The organism is Paenibacillus sp. J31R109 (genome assembly GCF_059692055.1).
This window is the reverse complement of record NZ_JCAUAR010000020.1, coordinates 89,328-113,453: the sequence shown is the minus strand read 5'-3', so window position 1 is coordinate 113,453 and position 24,126 is coordinate 89,328. Positions and strand designations below refer to the sequence as shown.

Here is a 24,126-nt window from a genome sequence, read left to right as displayed (position 1 = left end):
AGAGTAGAAGATGTAGGAGGAACGTTTGAAGGAGTGATTGCATTGTCTCACACAACTATTCTAATCGCAGATGACCAGCCCCTGATCCGGGATGGTTTGGCCGCTATTCTAGGCATGGAGGAGGGATATAGCGTCGTAGCAACAACGGGGGATGGCATAGCCACCCTTGAACAAGTACAACTTCATCGTCCTCAACTCGTTCTGATGGATATCCATATGCCTAAACTAGATGGTCTAGAGACTACCAAACGAATCAAAGCCGAATTCCCGGAGATCAAGGTGCTTATTTTAACCACGTTTGAGGATGAATCCTATATCTGGGAAGCGATACGACACGGCGCCAGCGGCTATTTGGTGAAAGGCGTCGAGACGAAGAAAATACTCTCTACCATTCAAGTGTGTCTAGATGGCGGCATTACATATCCCTTAAGTATTCAGTCGAGGCTTGTTCAAGCAATGCGTACATCAGAGGAATGTGAAGAGCGAGCTCTGGAAGAAAAGTCTAGCGAAGTGCAGCAACAGGATGACAAGCTTGCTGGTTTATCTACCCAAGAACGAAATATACTAAGGAATTTAAAACAAGGGAAGTCCAATCAAGCTATTGCTGCTGACCTGTTTTTGACCACGGGGACTGTGAAAAATTATTTAAGCGTGATCTATAAGAAGCTGAATGTCTCTGGAAGATCAGAAACGATTGCTTATTTGCATGAGAATGATTTGGTATAGGTTAAAAAAAAGGAGTAAGGTTCTTGGAACCTTGCTCCTCTTTGTTGTCTTACGTTACAACGTCATGGCCTGACCATACCGGGCTAAGAATGCTTCCTTCTCTTTAAAATCCGGCATGAGACTGCCTACGCGTCTCCAGAAGGAGCGATCGTGGTTCATATGCAAGAGATGACACAACTCATGCACGATGACATAGTCAATGACTTCAACCGGTGCCATGGCTAAGCGATAATTAAACGTTAGCTTTTTCTCCGAGCTGCAGCTCCCCCACTTTGTTCTCGATTCATCGATTTCGATGTTCTTGGGTTTGACTTTCAGTTGGGTTTGATACGTTTTGATTCGTTCCGCTATGACCTTCTTGCAGCTTGCGAAGTAGAATTTCTTCAGGTTAATTTTCAACTCGTCCTGCGAAAGACCATTTGTTTCAATTAACTCGTGTAGGAAATAATATTTCCCAAGATGAAGGAACTTGCCCTCGTCTTCATATTCTCTAACTTTGGGGATAGGTTGTCTAGCTCGGTTGATGGCGTCTAGCTTGTCTAGAATAGACTTGCTGTGTTGTTGCACAGCGTCGATGAGTTGTTCTTCACTGGTGCCGTTGGGCGCTTTGATCGTAATGAAACCTGTTTCATCGATGTGGATATATAGTTTTTTACGGATAGCATATTGGACGTTGACGTCAATGGTTGTGTTATTGAGTTCAATTTTCATTTGGTTTTATCTTTCATTTTGATAAATTCAATGATGTGATCAACGGTTTCCTGTTGCTGCTGCTCACTGGAAATCGTCGCAGTTCCATCGCCTTTTTGAGCGCCGTAATTGCCAAATTGCCCATGATTGCCGCCTTCAATAACGAACACGTTCTCTTTGTAGGTGATCTTCGATTTATCCAGTACACCATCAAGCGAGCCGTATACGGTTAACGCATTTGCTGGCGGAATGTCACCATAAATGTAGGCGCCAAGCAATATTAGCCCCTTGATCTGATCTTGGTGCTTAGCAGCGTAATTGCTTGCCATTGCTCCGCCTAGTGAATGTCCACCGATATACCAGTTTTTGATTTCGGGCAATTTGCCAAACACGTCATCTGCGGCATTGCTATTAAAAAACGCAAGGTTAAAAGGCATATCCACCAGCACACAAGTTATCCCGTTTTGACGCAACTTCTCAAGCAGAGGTAAGTAAGCAATATGTTCAACCTTCCCCCCTGGATAGAAAATGAAACCTGTCTCGCTCGGTGTTGAAGGTGACAGAATAGTCAGTTTGCCATCCGTTGTGATCGTCTTTTCATTGACTAAGGCATCCTTGGAAACATCAACCGCATGATAATAACTAGAAGCATAGATTAGAAATGCCACTGCGATTACAAGAATGAGAGAAAGAAGTGAAATCAGTGTTATTTTGAGCCATTTCTTCATGTATGAGCCTCCGAAGGTTGGTAGTACTTGCTATTTCTTATATGATCTACGAAAAATCAACAGAATGCAAACAAGAGCACACTTGGCTATCAAGTGTGCTCTTGTTTATTTTTAAAAATTAAGGAATTGACCACGACTACTCTCATTAATTAAATATGTGATAATTCGTTTCACGACATAATTAGCTGATTCGTCAACGGATGATTGGCTCGCATCGATGTGAATTTCCGAGTTCCCCAGTGAATCCTTTGTGCCCGAGCCCACATGAATCTCAATATATTCTTTGCCAATGATATCCCGTGCGGTTTCTAGATCGTTACCGTTCGAGGAATTATACGATACTAATGCAATAAGTCCAGCATCGTTCATCAATTTAGCAACTTCTGCTAATCGCTGTGCCGATTCTCCTTGGCCTTTCCCCAGCAACATGGTGTGGTGGCCTGTTGATACTAGACGTTTTTCGACTTCCTTCGCAAGGGTCGATTGATCTGAACCCGTGAACCAAAGGGTCAACGGATTCTGACCTTTTTGCTGAGCACGAACTTCTCTGTTGATTTCCGTATCTAATCCTACCGCGTTGTCGGAGCTTTGAAGAGTCTGCTCAATCACTCCACAGGCAGAAGTCATATTGGTGACACGATCAATGAGAATAAATCCGCCGATGCTTTTATTTTGCTCGAAAGAATCAATAACGATAGCGTCAGATAAAGAAAACTCACATTTGGCCAACTCATTTTTGACAATATGATCGGTTGGAACCGTTTTTCCCGTATTAATTTCAATTTTATGTGTAATCGCCGTTACAGTACCTGGCAGGATTTTCGTTCCTACTTTGACCAGGTAGTTCTTGCCTGGCGTCAGTACGGAGTCGTCCATCCAAAGAATCGTAGCACTAAAACTGTCTGCCTCTTGCATCTGGGTATCCTTCGTGAATACACAGCCCCGCGACACGTCGACTTCCCGATCCAGTTGAATGGTTACGGGCTGTCCAGCATAGGCATAATCTCGATCTTGGTCGCCAACGAGGATCCGTTTGACTTTCGCCTTCTCATGACTAGGCAATGTGATCAGCTCATCACCAACCGCGATACGACCACCCTCAATTTGACCTTGAAAACCGCGGAAAGTATGATCCGGACGGCATACACGCTGAATCGGCATCATAAATGGCTTCGTATTATCGCTCTGATGAACGTCCACATTTTCCAAATATGGCAACAAGGCAAGGCCCTCGTACCAAGGGGTATTTGGCGATTTCTTCGTAATGTTATCCCCTTCTGTGGCGGAAACAGGGATCACCTGAATGCTTTCAAAATGAAACCCAGCAGTCAATTGCGAGAATTCTTGTTTGATCGTATCAAATACCTTAGGATCAAAACCGACTAAATCCATCTTATTCACAGCAAGAACGATATGTTTAATTCCCATAAGTGCACAAATCCGAGAGTGGCGCTTGGTTTGGGTAATAACCCCTTTCTTCGCGTCCACAAGAATAATTGCCAGATCCGCAAAAGATGCACCTACGGCCATGTTACGGGTATATTCTTCGTGTCCCGGCGTGTCCGCTACGATGAACGAACGGTGATCCGTCGTAAAATACCGATAAGCCACATCAATCGTAATCCCTTGCTCACGCTCAGCTAATAGCCCATCAAGCAGCAAGGAGTAGTCAATTTTGCCGCCGCGGCTGCCAAGTCTGCTGTCTAGTTCCAGCGCTCTTTCTTGGTCGGCGAACAAAAGTTTGGCCTCATAAAGCATATGTCCAATCAGCGTGGATTTGCCGTCATCCACACTTCCGCAAGTGATAAATTTAAGAAGACTCTTCATTTTAGAAATAACCCTCCCGTTTACGTCGTTCCATACTTCCAGCCGCTTCTTGGTCAATTACCCGCGTCGTCCGCTCGGATGATACTGCACCCAGGGTTTCTTCAATAATGGTATCAAGTGTATTCGCTTCTGACTCGGCACCGCCAGTAAGCGGGTAGCAGCCTAGTGTGCGGAAACGCATCTTCTTCATTTCAACTTTCTCATGAGGCTCGATCCTCATGCGATCATCGTCCACCAAGATGAGATGTCCGTCACGTTCGATGACAGGTCTTTCTTTGGCAAAATAGAGCGGCACAATATCAATATTTTCCCTGCGAATATATTGCCAGATATCTTTCTCCGTCCAGTTGGAGATAGGGAACACGCGCATGCTTTCGCCCTTATTAATTCTTGTATTAAAAAGTTTCCACATTTCCGGTCGTTGGTTCTTCGGATCCCAGGCATGGTTCTTATTCCGGAACGAGAAAATCCGCTCCTTCGCGCGCGACTTCTCTTCATCCCGTCTTCCGCCGCCGAACGCTGCTGTAAATCCGTATTTGTCCAATCCCTCTTTCAGGGCTTGGGTTTTCATAATGTCCGTATACGCGGAACCGTGATCGAACGGGTTAATCCCCTGGTCAATTCCCTCTTGATTGGAGTGAACGATCATGTTGATTCCGAACTCTTTGGCTTTACGGTCGCGGAATTCAATCATTTCCTTGAACTTCCAAGTCGTATCAATATGCATGAAAGAAAATGGCGGCTTCTCCGGATAAAAAGCTTTCAGCGCCAAATGCAGCATAACGGAACTGTCCTTGCCGATCGAATACAGCATCACAGGCTTTTCACATTCCGCAGCTACTTCTCGGATAATATAAATCGCTTCAGCCTCGAGTTGATCCAGATGTGTCATTTCATCTATAGAATCAAGTATCAGTTTTTCCATGGAAAAGGTGCCTCCTTTTAATTCTTACTAAATCTATCGCCTTTCTTTATATACTAACAGAAAATGGCTTTCGTGCAAAGTGGAAGAAAGTGAAAAAGTTATGATTTCTGATAACTTTGTCGAATCACGTCGCACTTGCAAAACAATCATCATTGTATCATGGGAGCCTAGAGTATCTAAATTATATATGCAAATCGTGGGCTAAAAGTTACGGATGCGTGCTGTGGTCATAGGCAAGCTGCTTTAGATCGAAATCTACAAAAGTACAGGTAGGCTGCCGCTCGTCAGGACCGTGCAAAGTAAATAAGTGAATAAAAAAAGGAGCTTAGCGGTTTGATACACGGTACCTGCTAAGTTCCTTTTTAAGTTTCCGCTTCTCGGACTCGAACAATACTGTTATTTACTAGCTGCCTTCTTTTCACCAATGAGCGAACTCAATCTCTCCAACAGATCCCCACCGCCTGTTAATGAAATCGAACCGACTTTCTCGCATATTTTCTCGAGGAATTCCAGCTCCTTCAAACGGAACAACGTCTGATTCTCGTCCATTAGCTTAGCGGTGTTTAGCAAACTACGGGTCGATGCGGTTTCTTCACGACGCGTAATGAGATTCGCCTGAGCCTTCTTCTCAGCCAGCAGCACGGTGTTTAGGATATCTTTCATTTCTCCAGGCAAAATGACATCTTTCACCCCTGCGTTCAGGAACTGTACGCCGTACTCTTCGCCCTTCTCCCGCAAACGGGATAAGACGAACGATGCAACGTCCTCTTTCTTTTTCAAGAGATCGTCTAACTTTAGATTTCCGACATATTCACGCAGTATGAGCTGAAGCTGGATGTGGATTTGCTCGTCAAACGATTTCATCTCCAAGGCACGTAATGGCTTTATGATCTTGTATTGGCAGACGAAGTTCAAGCGTAGGGTAACCTTGTCTTCTGTCATGATTTCTTGGCCGATCAGATCCATTTGCAGCTGCCTTAAATCAGTCGTTTTTACCACAGTCGAGACAGGACCTCTCCAGAAGTAGTACTTGCCAGGAGCAAGCTCACGCTGCAAAACGTGATCATAAAACAAAAATCCAGACTCATAACTCGCAATTTCATAGCCCTGTACATAGGCCATAAGCTTCGGTAGAAGCGAACGATTTACCTCAACAGGTAACTCTGGTTTTCTAATATCCGCATGTAAAAATGTATGCTTTTTTAGGACATTCCAGTAAGCGTAGACACCAGGTTTGAGCAGTTGTATAAATTGACCTTCCTCATAATGCAGCACGTATTCATGATCTTGTACGCGAACGATTTCTAGTTCCTGCACCAGGTTGTCATCGTGGAGAAATAACTGTAAATCTTTGCCCGCTACAACGAACGGATCCGCGATATTCAGTACGACAACCGTAGATTGTGACCACATGACATAGTGGTAGGTCCCTGGCATAAGCTTTTTCACATAACTTCCTTTATGAAAGAGTAAACCGCGCTGGTCAGCTTGAATCGTTACTTTTTTTAACATGTTCGTTACCTCCTAAATAGTTCGACCATCGGATGTAGAATCCCATCTGTAAGTCCAGCGGAATCCCGTTTGAGATAAGCAGTCTCCCTGTGACGTTGAAGGACATTGGATTCTGGAGGTTGACCCTACTTCAGCCACCCTTCCTTCCCCTTCTTTCCTAAAAAATCTACCGGAGTCTCACTCCATCTGTATCCACGGACTGCAAAGCCTACCAACAGTGCGCTTAAACTAGCCGCTAGGGATTCTATCCTTTGGTCTTAAAAAATGAATTTTTTGCTCGATGGGAAATCGAGTGTTCAACCAGAATCGCTCAAATATGCGATTGGGGAATTGAACCCCAATGGTAGATTCTTATCGATCCGAGCGTACAGGATACCGTCGCATAGGATGCACGGCACTGCGGGATAACGGATATCCACGCCTCGTTACGACCGTCCGACTAAGAACTAATGTGTCTTACAAGTTCTATATTCGCTTATTTTGAACAGTACGAACATGGCGAAAGTATTACGAGTAGGGAAAGTTTCTGGTGAAAGAATAAAGAGGATGTCCCAAACGTCATAAAATGACCGCTGGGCACCCTCTGATTTTTTGTGTGCAGCGACTGCAAATAAAATAACGTTATGAGAAAACGTTATTCAGCCATATTGGGCAGATAGTTGGCTAATAGCGTTACGGGTGCAGCTATTAGCTCAAATTATTCGGATTCTTACCGAATACTGCACTATAGCGTTACACCATCACTCTATTCCTCTGAAAACATAAAAAGCCCAAAATAAGATGATACGATCACTTTACTTTGAGCTGGTTACTTATGGGACGGCCTCCTACTGATGTTGTATCTATTTCAAGTCGTGCGAATTAACTGGATTGCACTGTGGCGGAGTGTAGGTAGGCTTGCAGTTGCAACCCATGTAGCTAACTCTCGAGAACACCCTTCTCGAATCTGACCTGGAGCAGCTCCGTGTCAATATCCTGTCATGGCAGACATGAAATAACTCCCAACTAAAGTTAATCCTCCAATAACAGTTCACCTGTATGCTTTACATATAACAACAAGCCACTCATCGCAGGAGGAAACGATATTTGGGAATTCATACGTACTTCCAATCGCTAACCGATTTAGAGAGAATTATCCGCTGCCCGGGTAGATTCAAGTTTCAAGAGCATAGCGTATCCGCTCATTCCTGGAAAGTTGTCCAATATGCCAAAACGTTGGCTGATATTGAGGAAAGTAATGGCGTTGTCGTCGATTGGAAGAAACTATACGAAATCACGAGCAGTCATGATTATGGCGAGATTTTTATTGGAGATATCAAAACACCAGTGAAGCATTATTCCTTGGAGCTTCGCGCCATGCTGCAACAGGTAGAAGAAGGCATGGTCGACCATTTCATTGATGAGCATATTCCGCTTCCATTACAGCCCATATTTCGCAGACAACTTCGGGAGGGCAAAGACGATTCTGTAGAAGGAAGAATCTTGGAAGTCGCTGATAAGCTTGATCAGATCTATGAGGCCTTTACTGAACTGCAGCTAGGAAATACGGAAAAAGAATTCATCACGATGTATCGAAATGCCCTTATCAAAATCAAAGGAATCGACCTCCATTGTGTGAACTATTTTCTTGAGCATATTTTGCCCGATATTGTTCGTGCAGGCTCAACATCCCCTATTAATATTGAGAAGATTACCAACGAGGCCCTGGCTTCATAAATACCAAAAAAACCGCAGAAAAGGAGCCCACCTTCTCTACGGTTTTTCTATAAATACTATCCAACACCCGCCAAACTCACCAACGGCTGCACATACGGACGGCTTTCATACAGCGGAATTCTGACCTCAAAAGCGCTTCCGATGCCCAGCTCGCTGCGCACGCGAATGCTGCCATTGTGAAGCTCGACAAGCTCTCGCACAATAGCAAGCCCCAGACCGGAAGAGTCTTTATGCTTCACGGGTCTGCCTCTCTCCACTTTGAAGAAGCGCTCCCAGATGAGCCCTTGATCCTCCGGTGATATACCGATTCCTGTATCGGTTACCGTGATGAGGACACACCCTTCCGATGGAACGGCCATCGCCTTCAATTCGATTGTTCCGTTCTCGGTGAACTTAACGGCATTTTTGATCAAATTGTTCAGAATTTGTTCCAGCCGATCCGGATCGGCATGAGCTTGCGGCGAATTGTCATCCTCATAACAGTGAATGAACGTTCCGCGAAGTTCTGCCTCCGGTTGAAATTTAAAGGCCAGCTTGGACATCATCGCCTGAACATCGACCGCCAACCACACCAGATCAATTTCCTTATTTTCCAACTTCATTAGATCCGTAATATCATCAACCAGTCGGTTCATATGTAGCGTTTCGTTATACATAATTTCGTAATATTTATCCCGCGATCCTTCTTCAATCAAACCGTCCTGCAGTGCCTCCAAAAACCCCCGCATCGCCGTTAGCGGCGTTCGCAGTTCATGGGAAACATTGGCCAAAAAGTCATGTCGCAGCTGGTTCAGCTCTCTTTTTTCCAGATCAACGCGCGCCAGCTGCTCCACCATATGATTAATGGTCGTGGCCAGCTCACCAATCTCATCCTTGGAATCAATCTGGATTCTCTCGCTATAGTCACCGATAGCAATCTTGGCTGCTGCCTTGTCGATCTGTTGGATGGGTCGGCTAATGGTCCAGGACAAGTAAAAGGATACGCTAAATGAAAAAAAGATACCGAGCAGCGTAACCCAAAGGATGGTTTCTCTCAGCTGAGCGATCGTCTCATTCATCCCTTTAAGAGGCGAATGCAGGACAATCCCCCCGTACACATCGTTGTCCTTTCCCCATGGAACGGCAACCGAAAGCATACCTTCCTTAAAACCGTCGGATTGATTCCATATGGCAGGTTCACCATTCAGAACTCCGTTGATCACTTCCTTGCTGACAATCTTGCCTACATTCACCTCATCCTTGGACGAGGTCGTGACGATGTTTCCATTCAAATCAAATATCCAAATACGCGAATCAAAGGCTTCATCGAAAAAGCGTAACTGCTCTTTAAATCTATCACTCGGTCCGGTCTGATTTTGAATCGCGAGATTCACCTGCTTGGCTTGCCGGATCATCTCATTACTTTTGGAGTCGACGATATAAGCCTTGGCATACAACGAAATAACGAGCCCCACCGCACATAGCCCAAGCAGCACCGTAACGACGGAGCTAGTCAGCATTTTTCGTAAAATGCTCTTATTTAGATTTAGATGATTTAGGTACATGCGGCTACCTCAAATTTATAGCCCACGCCCCAAACCGTGTGAATGCATACATGATGACACGGGCTTAATCTTTCTCGAAGCTTTTTAATATGAACGTCCACTGTTCGCATATCGCCTAAAAAATCATATCCCCACACCTGCTCTAGCAGCTGTTCTCTCGTAAACACGTCGCCCGGAGATTTCGCAAAAAAGGCGAGCAGTTCAAACTCCTTCGGACGCATGTCAATTTTCATACTCCCCGCGAGCACCTCTCGGCGGTTCACATGAATAACCAAATCATCAAACTCATATTGGACGGGTGCATCTACCTCAACAATAGGCTGTCCCTTCTGCATTCTGCGAAAAATCGCTTTAATGCGCGCCACCAGCTCCCTCGGACTGAAGGGCTTGGTCATATAATCATCGGCGCCTAGCTCAAGGCCCAGGACCCGATCAAACTCATCATTCTTCGCCGTCAACATAATGATCGGCACATCCTCATAACGCTTGGTAATCTCACGGCACGTTTCATAACCGTCGAGCCCCGGCATCATCACATCTAGTATCACGATATCAGGCTTAACTTCCGCTAACAGGGTCAGGGCCGCGACGCCGTCAGGGGCTTCGAATAATTCGATAAGCTGCTGACGGAAATAGAGTCGGATGATTTCTCTCACATTCGGATCATCATCCGCAATCAACACTTTCCAAGTCACAAACGGTTCACACCTTTCAATGATCCTTCCATAGATTTCTACAACATTTTCCATTTTAAGGGGGTATTCGATATCGTATCCTTCATATTACACAACAGGAATTGCATGATATCGCTTACAAAAAGTGACAAAAAGCCGCAATATTAGTCCATCTCATACCGCCAGACCCCGCGTCCTACAAGGTATTTATCGCTTATTGCCAAAAAAAGAGACTGCTTCAAAAAGTCAGTTTAGACTTTTTGAAACAGCCTCTTTTTTTCTGTAAAGATTTAGTGAATACTACATCCGTTTGACATTACCACGAAGAAAGTGCCGTTCTCTTCCAAGTATTCGGTGCTACACACACGTAGACGAACCCATCATCCCACGCCATCTCGCCAACTTCTCCGGGAGCAGTAGATGAAGCAGGCGTCATAGACTTTCGGATGCGGATGCTGTCATCACTGACGTCCAGTTTCGTCTTGGCGTCCGAATTTCCGATACCGATATTGCCGCTGCTGCGGTTAATCGATAACGGATTGTCCAGGGCTTTACCATCATCCGAATAACGGATGATCTGCAGATTGGAGCCGGCGTTTCCTCCGGTTTCCTCGGAGTTATCTGCACGCATTGCCCAGCGTGGCGTCGTCACATTCCCATCGTCGGCTTTGGCCCAAGTGAGATCTCGATTAACGCCACCCGTGCCGGCAACCCTAAGGATGCCATCCATCACATTAAAATTAGAGGAATGCGTGCGAATTTCAGCTACATCCTGGTCGAACGGTATTTCTAGTCGCGTGAAAAGCTCATTCGCGTTCTTACCGTCAGGTGCCATCGTCGTCTCGAACGACATATGATTGTGATCGTGCTGCTCCGGGTTATTCGCTTTGGCATGAGCGACGATAGCCGCCTTGTCTTTTCCCTTCTCATCTAGCCAAGAGATGGCCGGCTTCGCCCGGTCTTTGGTCCACTGCAGCCGGATAAGATCCGACAAGTGACCTTCTGAGGAGATCCACTGCTTATCGGTAGAGAGATGAATCCGATCATTGTGGGGGACCTCTAGGCCGCCTCCTGGTAAAGAAGATTTCTGAAAGGTGCCGCCCGTACCGGCCGCCTCATTACCGCCTGCGAAGGCCATTCCTGAGACACCAAGCGCTGCACCAGCCAACAGAGAGATTACTAAAGCCATTTTTTTCATGCTGCATCCTCCTCCTTCTTGTTCATCGAACCCGTTCAACGATTAGCGTTCAATAGGTCGATCCATCTCACGTAATCATGGATAGCGATGCCGATATAGCTCGGATAAAGGGAGAGGTTTTCCTTGACCTGTTTCAATTCTGACTCCATAATCGAGGAATTCGACTTATAGAAGGTCGTATAATCGGCTTCCATACTGGGCAACGTATCCACGGCAATTACGGCCTGTTTCTTCAACGTAGCTGCTTCTAAAATGATGGATTTGGCTCTGGCAATGATACCATTGCTGCCGAGTGCCTTATTCCGATAAGCCATAATGACAACACTATCCGCTTTCTCCAGAAGCCAAGCGCTAAAGGAGTAGTTAGATCCGGGAACCTTACTGTTGTTGATCCAAAAGGGAATATCGAGGCCCATCGTCATGCTGCGATCCGAGTTGTTCATTTCCGATTCGATGAATCGGATCGTTGCCATCCACCGCTCGAGCACCCAGGTCTGATTGGTCTTCCACATATCCAAGGTATAGGGTTCAATATCAAAATGGAAACCTTGGAAGCGCTCCAGAGCACCTGCCGAGGCGTTATATTGCGTTACTGCTGCAATCCATTGCCGGATATCGATTTGGTTATCTTCGTAGATCCAATCCGATTGACCGGCCAGCGCCTCAATCTTGATGCCCTGCTCATTCGCTCTGCGGATAAAATTCCGGTAAACATCCTGACCTGGATACGTTTTTTCATAGCGCAGATAAATGGACGTCAGTTTTTGGCTCGCCGCAAACTGCAGGATGCGGTCACCATCCGTCTGAATCAGCTTGCTGTCCCAGATCCAAGTGGACCTTTGCGCTTTGTCCGCCGAAGTAATCAGTACCAAATTGCGTTCTCCCACCCAATCGACATCGGCTCCGAGGCTCTCGCTAACCGCTCTCAGCGGAACCATGGTTCGGTCATTCTTCAGGACTGCCGGAGCGTCTAATTCGACTTGCTTGCCGTCGATCGAAACTATATTTTGACCAATGGTCAATAATGTGGTTGCGTGCTGACTTCGAAAAGTTACCTGTTCCAAGGAACGATTCCATGTCACTTCAGCCCCCAGCTTTTCGGCAATTTCCCTAGCCGGCACCATCGTACTCCCCGTCTGTTCATTGATGTAAGGCGGAGCATCCGTAAAGACGATCTTCTCGCCGTTGACCTGCACGCCAAGCTCCGTGACAAGCGAGTACACGGGGAAAAATAAAGGAATGCTTGCTAACATTTGAATAAGAATTAAGCATACAATCGTCTTTCTCATCGGAACGAACAGATTAAACCATACTATATTCAAGCTCTTCCTTGACCACCTCTACAATGCCTTCCACATAACCGGACAATTCCCTTTCATCAGGTCCTTCCGCCATCACACGCACCAGCGCCTCCGTGCCTGAAGGTCGCACAAGTACACGACCACGGCCGGCCATTTCACTTTCCACCCGACGGATGACGGCATCGATGCGGCCATTGCCTTCCAGCTTATATTTATGAATCACGCGTACATTAACCACCAGCTGAGGGTATTTGACGACAGGCGACACGAGCTCCGACAAAGGCTTCCCTGCTTGAAGCATGACCTGCAGCAGCTGAAGGGCCGCTAACATGCCATCCCCGGTCGTTGAATCATCCAGCAAGATGATATGACCAGAAGACTCACCGCCTAAGTTGTACCCGCCACTCTGCATCGCTTCCATGACATGTCGGTCTCCGACCTTGCTTTGATAGGAGTCGAGGCCGAGGGTTTGCAGCGCTTGATGAAAACCAAGGTTACTCATAATGGTAGAAACGACGGTGTTGTGGCGCAGCCGGCCCTGCTTGGCCAGATGAGCGGCAAGGATATAGAGGATGTGATCTCCATCCAAAATTTCGCCCCGTTCATCAACGGCAATCAACCGGTCCGCATCCCCGTCGAACGAGAGCCCCACATGGGCGCCATGTGCCAGCACAGCCTTGCGCAGATGCTCCGGATGTGTTGAGCCGCAATCCTGATTAATATTTAAACCGTCTGGCTCATGATACATGAGCACCGTCTCCGCACCCAACTCGGCGAACAGTTGTGGAGCTAGCACAGAAGCTGCCCCGTTCGCGCAGTCGAGCACGATCTTGCAGCGAGACAGCCCCACTGCAGCCGTCGATTTCAAATAACTCACATAATCCTGCGCACCCTGTGGATCATCGCGCAAGGTGCCAATCGCCGCTCCCGTAGGGCGGGAACTCCGATGCTCGTCACCTTGCAAGCGGAGCTCGACTTCCGCTTCCCAGGCATCCGGCATTTTGAAGCCGTCGCTGCCAAAAAATTTGATCCCGTTGTCCTCCACCGGATTATGAGAGGCAGAGATCATGACCCCTGCGTCCATGCTCGACTGCCGAGTGACATAAGCCACCCCCGGCGTCGGCAGGACGCCTAGTCTTACCACATCCGCCCCGGCGGATAACAACCCGGAAGTCAAAGCCGCTTCCAGCATGTGCCCGGAAATGCGGGTATCCCGCCCGATGGCGACAGTAGGCCGATTCCCTTCACAGCTGCGCGTCAGCATATAACCAACAATCAGCCCTAATTCAAAAGCCAGCTCAGGCGTTAACCCGCGGTTGGCAACTCCTCTAACACCATCCGTACCGAAAATAGCTCCCATATCAGCTCTCCTCCCTATGACTTGTTAGGCAAAAATCCCCATGTGTTCATAAAAGGCGCGATTCGCCTCTTCCAATTGTTCCGGGGTATTAATCCCCATTACCTCTGTTGGATCCTCGAGGATCATCGCCTCAAATCGCTTCTGACCTCCGGCAATACCGGTCTGGCGCATCACCTTCACGATATCGGTCAAGTAGTATTCCTGCTGTGCATTCTCATTGGTAATGCCAGAAAGTGCTCCAAACAAGCTTTCATTATCGAAACAGAAAATACCTGTGTTAATCTCGTTAATCAATTTCTGCTCTGGCGTTGCGTCCTTCTCTTCAATGATATCGACCACTTCGCCGCTAGCAGCATCTCGGATAATTCTACCGTAGCCAGTCGGATCCTTAACGATCGCGGTTAACACCACACCAGCGCTCGTATGGGCCCGCTGGGCCGCTAGCAGCCGTTCGATGGTGGATTGCCTGATAAGAGGCGTATCGCCCGTCAGCACCAAGGTTGAGCCGCTACGGTTACGTAGCAGAGGCTCAGCCTGCTGAACGGCGTGTGCTGTTCCCAGCTGGTTCTCCTGCTGGACGTAGGTAACACGCGTTCCCAAGCACTTCTTCACCAGCTCCCCCCGATGCCCGATCACGGCCAATATCCGCGTGATCGGCATCGCTTCCAGCTTGCCCACCAAACGAGCTATCATCGGTACGCCTCCGACGGGATGAAGCACCTTGGGCAGCTCCGACTTCATCCGTGTGCCTTTCCCTGCCGCCAACAGAATAGCATATGCTTCCATGTAAGTGATTCAACTCCCCTCCGGTTGGTTATTCTACCGTCACGCTTTTGGCCAAGTTGCGCGGTTTATCTATATCGTTCTCCAGCGCCAAGGAGGCGTAATAGGAGATTAACTGAAGCGGCACGACAGCCAAGATCGGCGCCAGGAGCTGGTGAGATGGCGGGATAAAGCAAATTTCATCGACGCTATTCAACAGCCCCACATTGCCTTCTATTGTAATCCCCATGACATGCGCGCCACGGGCCTTAACTTCTTTAATATTGCTAACTGTTTTTTCATACAGATCCATCTGGGTAGCCAGCGCAATCACTGGTGTATCCTTCTCAATCAGCGCCAACGTACCGTGCTTAAGCTCTCCGGCTGCATAAGCCTCGGAGTGGATATAGGAGATTTCCTTCAATTTGAGAGAGCCCTCAAGCGCAACGGCGTAATCCAAGCCCCTGCCGATAAAGAACAAGCTTTCCGCATTCTTAATTGATTCCGCATACAGCTTCACTTCATTAGCATCTTCCAGCACCGTCTCCACCTGAACGGGAAGTGACTTCAAGCCTTGGATCAGTTCCGCATGAAGCTCGGTAGACAATGTCTGTCTTTCCTGAGCCAAATAAATGCTGAACAAATAGAAAGCAAGCAATTGAGCGGTATAAGCTTTCGTCGAGGCCACAGCAATTTCCGGGCCGGCCTTCGTCGCGATGACATAGTCCGCATCTCGCGCAACGGAACTGGTTGGCACATTCGTTATCGCCAACACTTTAGCGCCTTGCCTTCTGCTCTCTTGCAGGGCAGCAAGCGTATCTGCTGTTTCCCCTGATTGGCTCACGACGATGACCAGCGTTCGGTCTGTGATAATCGGGTCCCGATAGCGGAATTCCGATGCGATATCGCACTGCACCGGGATGCGCGTTAGCTTCTCAAGGACCGTGCTGCCGACAAGGCCGGCATGATAGGCGGTACCGCAGGCGACGATAAAGATTTTATCCACCTGTTGAAATGCGTCTGCGGCATGCGCCAATTCCGGGAAGCTCACTTCATCCCCCTCATTGATGCGCCCGAGCATCGTGTTGCGAAGTGTTAACGGCTGTTCATGAATTTCCTTCAGCATGAAGTGCTCAAACGGCCCCTTCTCTACCTGATCTGCGCTCCAATCGATATGCATCAGCTTACATGCCGCTGGCTCCCCTGTCTCGACCTTTGTGATGGAGACGCCCTCGTGCGTAAGGATGGCCAAATCGCCATCCTCCAATATATACACCTCACGTGTATGCTCAATCAGCGCGGAGATATCCGAAGCAATGAAGTATTCACCTTGACCCGCTCCAACAACCAGCGGACTGGATTGTCTGACTGCGATAAGCTTATCCGGCTCATATTCCGTCATGACGCCAAGCGAGTACGCCCCTTGCAGCCTCTGAATGACCGCAAGCATAGCGATGTAGATATCACCTTCGTAGTGCTCGGCAAGCAAGTGAGCAATGACCTCAGTGTCCGTCTCGGAAGTAAAGATAACGCCTTTATCCTCCAGCTCTTTCTTCAGTTCCATGTAGTTTTCCACGATGCCGTTATGCACGACCGTGAACTTACCCGACATATCCGTATGGGGATGGGAGTTAACATCCGACGGTCTGCCGTGAGTAGCCCAGCGCGTATGACCGATTCCCATCGATCCTTTCAACGGCTGCTTATCCAGTTGACCCGATAGGTTGGCTAGACGTCCTTCCGCCTTGCTAACCTTGAGTTGATTCTGCACCAATACCGCGATCCCCGCGGAATCATACCCTCTGTACTCCAGCTTGCTTAATCCGTTCAGCAGAATCGGCTGCACGTCTCGCGTTCCAATATACCCTACTATGCCACACATCGTTGGTTTCTCCTCTCTCTTTTAGGATGATTCTACACGCCTACTGCGAGCCTTACTTCTTGCTGGCGAATACCAGTTCCTAGTTTGTAAATATTATCAGCTTTTATGTCGACAAAAGCGTTGCGTGTATCAATAATCGGCACACCCAGATCCGCTAGTTCACGGTTATTGAAGATACGGTGATTCGTGATGAGGACCATGCAGTCATAGTCGGCAAAAGATGACAGATCATAGCTCACAGATTTTACTGTAAGGCCATCTTTATCAAGGAAGGAAACGGCATGTGGATCGTAATATTCCACTTGTGCTCCGCTCTCCCGAAGAAGCTCGTACAGCTCCAATCCCGGCGATTCACGGAGATCATCTACATCCGGCTTGTACGCCATACCTAGAATAAGGATCTTCGAGTTCCGAATGGATTTTGCATACATATTGAGAACCTGAGAAGCTTTGTACCGGACGTACTCCGGCATATTATCATTGATGGATTGCGCCAACTCAATAAATTTGCTATAAAAACGGAATTCCTTCGCTTTCCACGATAAATACATCGGATCCAGCGGGATGCAGTGACCGCCGATGCCAGGTCCTGGATGGAACGGCATGAAGCCAAACGGCTTCGTCGACGCCGCCTTAATGACCTCCCAGACGTCAATGTCCATTTTGTCGCACATCATGGCCATCTCGTTAATGAACGCAATGTTGATACTGCGGAACGTATTCTCCAGCAGCTTGGACATCTCCGCTACTTTCGGCGAGGAAACCGGTACAACGTCTTTCACCACATGGCTGTATAACGTGACGCCGAGGTCGATACACGCTTCCGTCGTACCGCCGATGACTTTAGGCGTATTATAGGTGTTGAATTTAGGGTTACCTGGATCGACCCGCTCCGGCGAGAAGCAGAGGAAGAAATCCTTGCCGACCTTGAGTCCTTGCGCTTCCAGCTCGAACTGGATAAGCTCCTCCGTCGTTCCCGGATACGTGGTGCTCTCCAGGATGATCAGCGCTCCACGCTTGAGATTCTTCTTAATTTCTCGGACTACACTCTGAATGTAGGAAGTATCTGGATCTTGGTTCTCACTAAGCGGCGTCGGTACGCAGATGGAGATCGCATCCAGCTTTTGAACCGTATAGTAGTCATCCGTTGGAATAAACCGACCGGACGCGACCACTTTCGCTACTTCTTCGCTCGGAACGTCCTGAATATACGATTGACCGTTTTGAAGTGACTCTACCTTTTTGAAATCAAGATCGATACCGTATACCGTAAATCCACCCTTCGCCATCTCCATACAGAGAGGCAGCCCTACATAGCCTAGACCGACGACCCCGATTTCGGCTGTTTTTGCTTGAAATTTATATTTTAATTGGTTATATGCATTCATTGTAATGCTCCCTCCTATATTTACACGTAGATTAGCCCAGACGGGAATTCAGTTTCTTAATTCGCCACTCCAACTCCGAAATGGAGAAGGGCTTCGTCACATAATCCGATGCGCCCAATTCAAAGGCACGGTCCATGCTTTTCGGCAATTGCTTGTCCGTTAGTACGATAACTTGCCCTTCACCGGCATAATTCCTCTGAATTTTGTCAATCAACTGGTACCCATCAAGAATCGGCAGGTTCAGCTCCGTAATGACTAAGTCCGGCATCGTTTGCTCATATTTCTCGAGCGCTTCACTGCCATCCTTGGCCTCCTCGACCTTGTATCCGTTAATCTCAAGCCGCAGCTTGACGAACTCTCTGCTCACCTCGTCCGGATCGGCGATAAGAATCGACGTTATTCCCTGCTGAACCCCATGATTCATGAACAGGTGAATATCTCGGCTCTCCCCTTTTCCTTGGAGCGTTGTTTGGAGCAGCTGTGACATTGACTGTTCCGTCAGCTCCCCACTCTCTGGGAAACTGGCGACGACCATCTGGCCTTGGAGCAAATCTTGCTGTTCTAGGAACTCTTTGAGTACGAGAGAAGCATAATGGGTATTGATCAGCTTTTGACCAGATAGCACAATTCCGATAAGGCCGCTTGCATTTAAGTAGAAGCAATGAAGGGGTACCTCCGGCTCAAAGCCGCTCACATAGGACTGCATTTGTTCCAATACCTTCTGGCTCACCACTGTGCTTGGCGCAAGGATCATCCCGTAGGGAGCACCCTTTTCATAGGAAGCTTCAACCTTTTCTGCTAATTGCAACATCGCTTCTTGAATCGGATCATGAACGAGTACCGCCATCTTCTCCACTCCTTTTGTCTTTGTTTATTTATTAAAATTGGTGCGGACCATCGTTCCCCATGAGTTGTTATTCCGTAGGAATTGAACATGTCCGTTTAACCTCCACCAAACACCGATTTGCCGATACCCCGCGAACATGAGGAGCGAGAACAAGAGCATTTTGTTCAGGTCGCGCAGCTTGGGATACCGGCTGAAGGCCGTCTCTTCAATAAACAAGGCCCCCAGACTTAACGCAAAGCAGGAAAATAAATTGACTAACGAAAAGATCACAACGGTGTGCCAATCTGTCATATTCAGCATCCAGTAGCCCAATATCGCCAACAGGCCGCTAAGGCGGAAATACGGATTCAGTGTTTCAAACACAATGTTATAAGGAAGTGTCAGCAGCCCAAAAATTTTGTATTTCGGACGCATCACCATGTGAATGCCTTCTTCAATCATATTTTTCAGATTTCCACGCCCCCAGCGCTTACGCTGGCTGCTCAAGATCCGGTACGAATCAGGGGCTTGTGTCCAGCACACGGCATCTGGGCAAAAGGCTACCCGGTAGGGAATTTTATTCTCCAAACAGTGACGGTGAAGCTTAATCACAATGTTCATATCTTCACCGGGGTAGCCCCCACGGTAACCGCCGACGGCGATGACCATCTTCTTTTGAAACACGCCAAAGGCTCCCGAAATAATAATGAGACCATTCACAGCGCTCCAGCCAATCCTGCCACCCAGAAAAGCTTTCGTATATTCGACATGTTGCAGGGCTGGAAGCAGCTTACGTGGGAATTGAATATCCTTCACAATGCCATCTTCCACCGTGCAGCTGTTCACGATACGAACATTGCCCCCAACGGCGATCGTCTCCTCGGGGTTCTCCATATAGACACGGGCAATCCGCGTTAAGGCATCTTTTTCAAGCAAAGAATCCGCATCAATCGTGGAGATTAACGCATAATGGGAAAGGTTGATACCAGCGTTTAACGAATCCGCCTTCCCGCCATTTTCTTTATCTATGAAAAAAAGATTGGGATACTCGGGATTATGGTACACCCCTCTGACTTTTCCGGTCTTAATGGAGTTAGAGAGCACCGGATGAATGAGATCCAGCTTAAATTCTTCCAGCATGCACTTCAAAGTCCCATCCTGTGAACCGTCATTGACGACGATGACCTCATATTCCGCATAATTGAGTGCCAGCAGCGACCTTACATTATCAATAATCGTTAACTCCTCGTTATAGGCCGGCACCAACAGAGAAACCGGCGGGAGCTGGCTGGAACTGGATAGCTTATTGATCCGATTGTACTGAATACCCCGCTTGATCGCGAAAATATGCCGAATCGAAAATCCGAAAATGAAATAATAGAGCAGCGTGACAAGAACGACATAAAAGAGCGCGGCGTAGCTGTAATAGAGCAAAAACTCCCTTAATCCGTTTAGAAATGAATCCCATATCACTTGATATCCAAAAACCCACATGTTTACACAACCCTCCTATACGACACGATAGATACGTTTTGACTTGCGAAAGATTTTGTCATAGGTATACATCAGCGTGTTATATTGCATGAGCTTATTCCAATTGTGCAGCCCCATCGATAGATGCTTGATCTCATCCTCAATCAGCTGCTGCATGAACTGACCGCGTTCCGTGCCTTGAGCCGCAGCAGCACTTTCACAAAATGCCACCATACCCTCTTCTCCCATACGGAGCAGCCCCTTGCCTACCGCATACACGATTCGTTGATCGGGGTCGCTCAGACTGATTGTCATTAACTCGACGTAAGCCGTATTCTTGAGATCGGCCAAAGCCTCAATCGTTAAATGGCGAATACCCAGATTGGGATGATTCAGCAACTTGCTAACGATGTTTCTAGGCAGCAGACGGGAGCTTTTTAGGTACAAATCCACCGCTTTCGTTTGAATGTCCTCCTGCTCGGCATCCATGAGACGATAGACCGCGGAAGCCGCTGCCGGATCGGTATAGACATTCAGTCCGATGAGCCCAATTCGAACGTAAGCCAAATTCTGATGACTCACATAGCCCGTGTACAAGGAACCGGCATCCACATCCGAATCGGCGATAATATTCACAATTAACTCGTAGTATTTCTTGTTGTGCTGAAGCAGCATCCCAACCATCGCTTGGAGATCCTGCTGGCTGCGGGCACACTTAGCGACCACTCGGGCGACAACAAACAGCGACGAATCGAGCGGGTGCTTCTGTAACATGTCCAGTAGGGATGGGGCTGCCTCCTTCACCCGCATGCATCCCAAATGATACGCGGCATCCAGCTTCACCCGATATGTTCGGCTTTTAAGGCGTTCCAGATGGTGCTGCACGAGCCCCAGATCTACGCAAAGCTGCACGAGCTTGTGTCGCTGTTCACCCGCAAAGATTTCCATCATGTCGTTCAGCTTCTCTTGCATCGCTTCTCTCTCCACCGAGTTCATGGTCCAAGGAGGGACTCTTAACGGCTCCATCCCATCCAGATTGGCTTGCACATACGTCAGGTAATCCTTGAACTTCGTTTGGAAGCGGTCGTTCAACTTCCTCCTTCTAATACTTCTCAACTTAATGGCATAAATAATGGCCACACAAATCAGATTAAAAGCCAAAATAATATATAACGCCTGTATGGCTGCATGAAGATTGGTGTACACACCTGCACTCTCCTCTATATTCAGCTCCCCGATTGATCGTTAGTCGTAATGGGGCCATTGATCTTATGCAACGCCTCTTTCATAATGTTGTAGCTTTGTTTCGGCCGTTCCACGTAATTCACCTTATCCTCCCAGCCCTGCCAGGTGTATAGCGGCATCTCGGACACTTGCACCGGCTGCGCCGCAGCTGAGCTGTCTCGGCCAACAACCTGATCATTCTTCACAATCCACGGAACAAAGCGAACGCCTTTCACATGTGTCATTGCAAATTTGTTCTTCGTCGGGGCAGTGTAGTTAATCACGCTCAGAGAGCTTGGATCGCTGAATCCCAGCAACATCCAAGGAATACGCATTTCGAGCACCTGCCCTTGAACCTGCCACATCGCCTTCGAATTGTAGTCAGGACGTGCTGGATCACTATAGCCTCTCGCAAAAAGGCCAACCTCCACATCCCCGAAAGGGTGATTCACCCTGGAGTCGGGATATTCCAGCAGATAATTAACCGCTAGCTTCCATGGCTTGAAAATCCCCGAGTCATCCTGCTTTTCCTTCGGATCGATGGTCGGGAGACCAGAGCGCTCATATAGCCGCGCGTGAATATCGTAGTTAGAAGCGATCGTTAAACGGCTTTTTTTGTCATCCGACAGCTCGATTAACGTTTCCAATCCTTCATCCAGCGTCATGCCGTGAAGCTCTGGTCCGTGACGATTGCCACCCGGCAGCGTATCTGCCCCGAAATAGATACTTTCCTTAGACGGGTCAAATGGCTCAGATAGCTTGGCCTGCAAGTAAAGGTAACCTTCGTCCTGCGTAGCCCAAATCTCCTCAAAGCCGGGTGCCTGCACATCGAGCTTCTTCTTATCCTTCACCTTGTTCCAATCTGAGGCGTCCCCATCGATGAGGAGTTTATTGTCTTTACTCGGGAACATCCCGAGTACCCCGAAGAACGACTCATTCGTCAGCGTGTTATACCAGTACGCCCGGCGGTCTGCTTCATCATAGCGCTGCGTGTTCCACGTCTTCTTGAACCATTCGTCCTGCCACGTGAACAAAATCGCTCCAGCATAGCCGGACCCGTGGATCTGTTGTAGTAGATCCGCATCAATCTCTCCCTGCTGCTGCTCGCTATGACCACCTTGATTGCGGCCGAGCGTGCCTAAGTGGGCTACACCGACGGATGCTGGCACACCATATTCGGTAACCATGACCGGCAGATTGGGATGCGCTGCTTTTAACTTATTCAGGTACGTAAGGTAACTATCCGGTTCCCCCTTGTTGTTGGTCATTTCCTGGAACGACTTATCAAAGGCGAAGAAATCCGGATAATACGGATACACATGATACGAGGCAAAATAGCCCGCGTCCCAATTCACCGCCTCAATATGCGTTGGATCGACACTAACCAGATCCTCTTCAACCAGCGGCTCGCCGGGATGCGCAATCGGATCCGTCGTCACCCAATTGGCGAAAGCCATGGGATGCTGCCAACCATATTGAATTTCCGTTTGCGCCGCCGTGTCGACCATCAAGGCCAGCCACTTTTCAAAAGCATTCGCGCCCGGTTTATTCCGGAAATATTTCCCGTCATAGTCTGGGGTGTCCGCGTGCCGATCATTGGTCCCTTTCACCATCTTCGGATCCCATTCCGTCCCAACAATCCAGCCCATCAGATACGGACCAGCATTGTATTTGTAGGCACCTCCTGCTTTTCCCGAATGCGGCTCGGGTGTGAGCGTCGTCTGGCCATAAACTGCCGCAACCGCGTCCTTAATCTCTTGCTCGAATTTCTCCTTAATCTTAGGATCGAAGGCATCCTGCCCTTCAATCAACTGTTCCTCCGGGCTCCAAATGCCCTGAAGGAAGAACAGCGGATCTTTCTGATGCTTCATGTTGTATTTGGAAAGCGCCTCGTAAAACTCAGGCATCATGATCGTATACACCCGAATCACATTGACTCCCATGTCCTGAATCATGCCAAACCATCTCTCATAGTCGTCCTCCGAGATGACCAGTTCACCAGGAAAATGTCCGGGGATCGTCGCCCCCATATTAATTCCCTTAGCAAAATAAGGCTGCCAGGCTTCATTCGTGTATTCCTCGACATTCATTCCTACAGTCCTAAATTTGACATGTATGCCGCTTGCCAGCGTCGTGCTTTCAATTCTGACCAAAAGCGGACGCAGCCAATAATAAAACGCACCGGCTATAATCACTAGGACAAGACCTAATCTTACCAACCATTTGATCCACTTCCGCATCCTATTCACCTTCGATAATTTGCTAAATTCATCTGTCTATTGCCATGGTACGACAGGAAAGTGCATATGTCTGTTTTCAAAGTGTTAAACATTGTGAGCGAATTAAGCGCATTGTGTTCGGGATTTGAAT

The 24,126-nt window shown here is 47.9% G+C and carries 19 protein-coding genes; 2 read left to right on the top strand and 17 right to left on the bottom strand.

The annotated features are described in order from the left end of the window. Nucleotides 1-42: 42 nt before the first annotated feature. Nucleotides 43-726 (top strand): response regulator, encoded by a 684-nt coding sequence (locus AC58QT_RS31085; protein WP_497412374.1) that lies wholly within the window; start codon nt 43-45, stop codon nt 724-726. A gap of 54 nt (nt 727-780) precedes the next feature. Here the strand turns inward: AC58QT_RS31085 and AC58QT_RS31080 are convergent, their stop codons facing one another. From AC58QT_RS31080 to AC58QT_RS31060, 5 genes are all read right to left on the bottom strand, one after another. Next, complete coding sequence (locus AC58QT_RS31080) at nt 781-1,437, bottom strand: M48 family metallopeptidase (protein ID WP_497412373.1); 657 nt, start codon at nt 1,435-1,437, stop codon at nt 781-783. Further along, the gene (locus AC58QT_RS31075) at nt 1,434-2,144 is read right to left on the bottom strand and encodes an alpha/beta fold hydrolase (protein WP_497412372.1); all 711 of its coding nucleotides are present in this window, start codon (nt 2,142-2,144) and stop codon (nt 1,434-1,436) included. The genes AC58QT_RS31080 and AC58QT_RS31075 overlap by 4 nt, the downstream gene beginning before the upstream one ends. Before the next feature lie 111 nt (nt 2,145-2,255). Further along, a complete protein-coding gene (locus AC58QT_RS31070) occupies nt 2,256-3,971 on the bottom strand; it encodes a GTP-binding protein (RefSeq protein ID WP_497412371.1) in 1,716 nt (571 codons plus the stop codon). A 1-nt stretch (nt 3,972) separates the two neighbouring features. Then, nucleotides 3,973-4,896: a sulfate adenylyltransferase subunit CysD gene (gene cysD, locus AC58QT_RS31065; protein WP_310502103.1), complete on the bottom strand. Its 924-nt coding sequence runs from the start codon at nt 4,894-4,896 to the stop codon at nt 3,973-3,975. A gap of 396 nt (nt 4,897-5,292) precedes the next feature. Further along, complete coding sequence (locus tag AC58QT_RS31060; protein WP_497412370.1) at nt 5,293-6,408, bottom strand: slipin family protein; 1,116 nt, start codon at nt 6,406-6,408, stop codon at nt 5,293-5,295. 1,086 nt (nt 6,409-7,494) lie between these two features. On the opposite strand from AC58QT_RS31060, the gene AC58QT_RS31055 reads away from it, so the two are divergent. Continuing rightward, complete coding sequence (locus tag AC58QT_RS31055) at nt 7,495-8,124, top strand: YfbR-like 5'-deoxynucleotidase (protein WP_497412369.1); 630 nt, start codon at nt 7,495-7,497, stop codon at nt 8,122-8,124. Between the two features lie 56 nt (nt 8,125-8,180). Here the strand turns inward: AC58QT_RS31055 and AC58QT_RS31050 are convergent, their stop codons facing one another. The 12 genes from AC58QT_RS31050 to AC58QT_RS30995 form a co-directional block, all read right to left on the bottom strand. Beyond that, nucleotides 8,181-9,623: a sensor histidine kinase gene (locus AC58QT_RS31050; RefSeq protein ID WP_497412368.1), complete on the bottom strand. Its 1,443-nt coding sequence runs from the start codon at nt 9,621-9,623 to the stop codon at nt 8,181-8,183. 35 nt (nt 9,624-9,658) lie between these two features. Next, the gene (locus AC58QT_RS31045) at nt 9,659-10,363 is read right to left on the bottom strand and encodes a response regulator transcription factor (protein WP_497412367.1); all 705 of its coding nucleotides are present in this window, start codon (nt 10,361-10,363) and stop codon (nt 9,659-9,661) included. Between the two features lie 295 nt (nt 10,364-10,658). Then, the gene (locus AC58QT_RS31040) at nt 10,659-11,540 is read right to left on the bottom strand and encodes a hypothetical protein (RefSeq protein ID WP_497412366.1); all 882 of its coding nucleotides are present in this window, start codon (nt 11,538-11,540) and stop codon (nt 10,659-10,661) included. 35 nt (nt 11,541-11,575) lie between these two features. Beyond that, nucleotides 11,576-12,862, bottom strand: coding sequence for a copper amine oxidase N-terminal domain-containing protein (locus tag AC58QT_RS31035; RefSeq protein ID WP_497412365.1), 1,287 nt, complete (start codon nt 12,860-12,862; stop codon nt 11,576-11,578). After that, nucleotides 12,843-14,201, bottom strand: coding sequence for a phosphoglucosamine mutase (gene glmM, locus AC58QT_RS31030; protein WP_497412364.1), 1,359 nt, complete (start codon nt 14,199-14,201; stop codon nt 12,843-12,845). Before glmM ends, AC58QT_RS31035 begins: the two co-directional genes overlap by 20 nt. A 24-nt stretch (nt 14,202-14,225) precedes the next feature. Then, nucleotides 14,226-14,942, bottom strand: coding sequence for a sugar phosphate nucleotidyltransferase (locus tag AC58QT_RS31025; RefSeq protein ID WP_497412385.1), 717 nt, complete (start codon nt 14,940-14,942; stop codon nt 14,226-14,228). 73 nt (nt 14,943-15,015) lie between these two features. Next, nucleotides 15,016-16,845, bottom strand: coding sequence for a glutamine--fructose-6-phosphate transaminase (isomerizing) (glmS, locus tag AC58QT_RS31020; RefSeq protein ID WP_497412363.1), 1,830 nt, complete (start codon nt 16,843-16,845; stop codon nt 15,016-15,018). Between the two features lie 32 nt (nt 16,846-16,877). Beyond that, nucleotides 16,878-18,233, bottom strand: a complete 1,356-nt coding sequence (locus AC58QT_RS31015; protein WP_497412362.1) for a nucleotide sugar dehydrogenase — start codon at nt 18,231-18,233, stop codon at nt 16,878-16,880. 31 nt (nt 18,234-18,264) lie between these two features. Then, nucleotides 18,265-19,080: a response regulator gene (locus AC58QT_RS31010; protein ID WP_497412361.1), complete on the bottom strand. Its 816-nt coding sequence runs from the start codon at nt 19,078-19,080 to the stop codon at nt 18,265-18,267. A gap of 24 nt (nt 19,081-19,104) precedes the next feature. Beyond that, nucleotides 19,105-20,553 (bottom strand): glycosyltransferase family 2 protein, encoded by a 1,449-nt coding sequence (locus AC58QT_RS31005; protein ID WP_497412360.1) that lies wholly within the window; start codon nt 20,551-20,553, stop codon nt 19,105-19,107. Nucleotides 20,554-20,568: 15 nt separating this feature from the next. Beyond that, nucleotides 20,569-21,738 carry a HEAT repeat domain-containing protein gene (locus AC58QT_RS31000; RefSeq protein ID WP_497412359.1) on the bottom strand — a complete coding sequence of 390 codons (1,170 nt, stop codon included), beginning with the start codon at nt 21,736-21,738 and terminating at the stop codon, nt 20,569-20,571. 20 nt (nt 21,739-21,758) lie between these two features. Continuing rightward, complete coding sequence (locus AC58QT_RS30995) at nt 21,759-23,996, bottom strand: hypothetical protein (protein WP_497412358.1); 2,238 nt, start codon at nt 23,994-23,996, stop codon at nt 21,759-21,761. Nucleotides 23,997-24,126 lie beyond the last annotated feature (130 nt).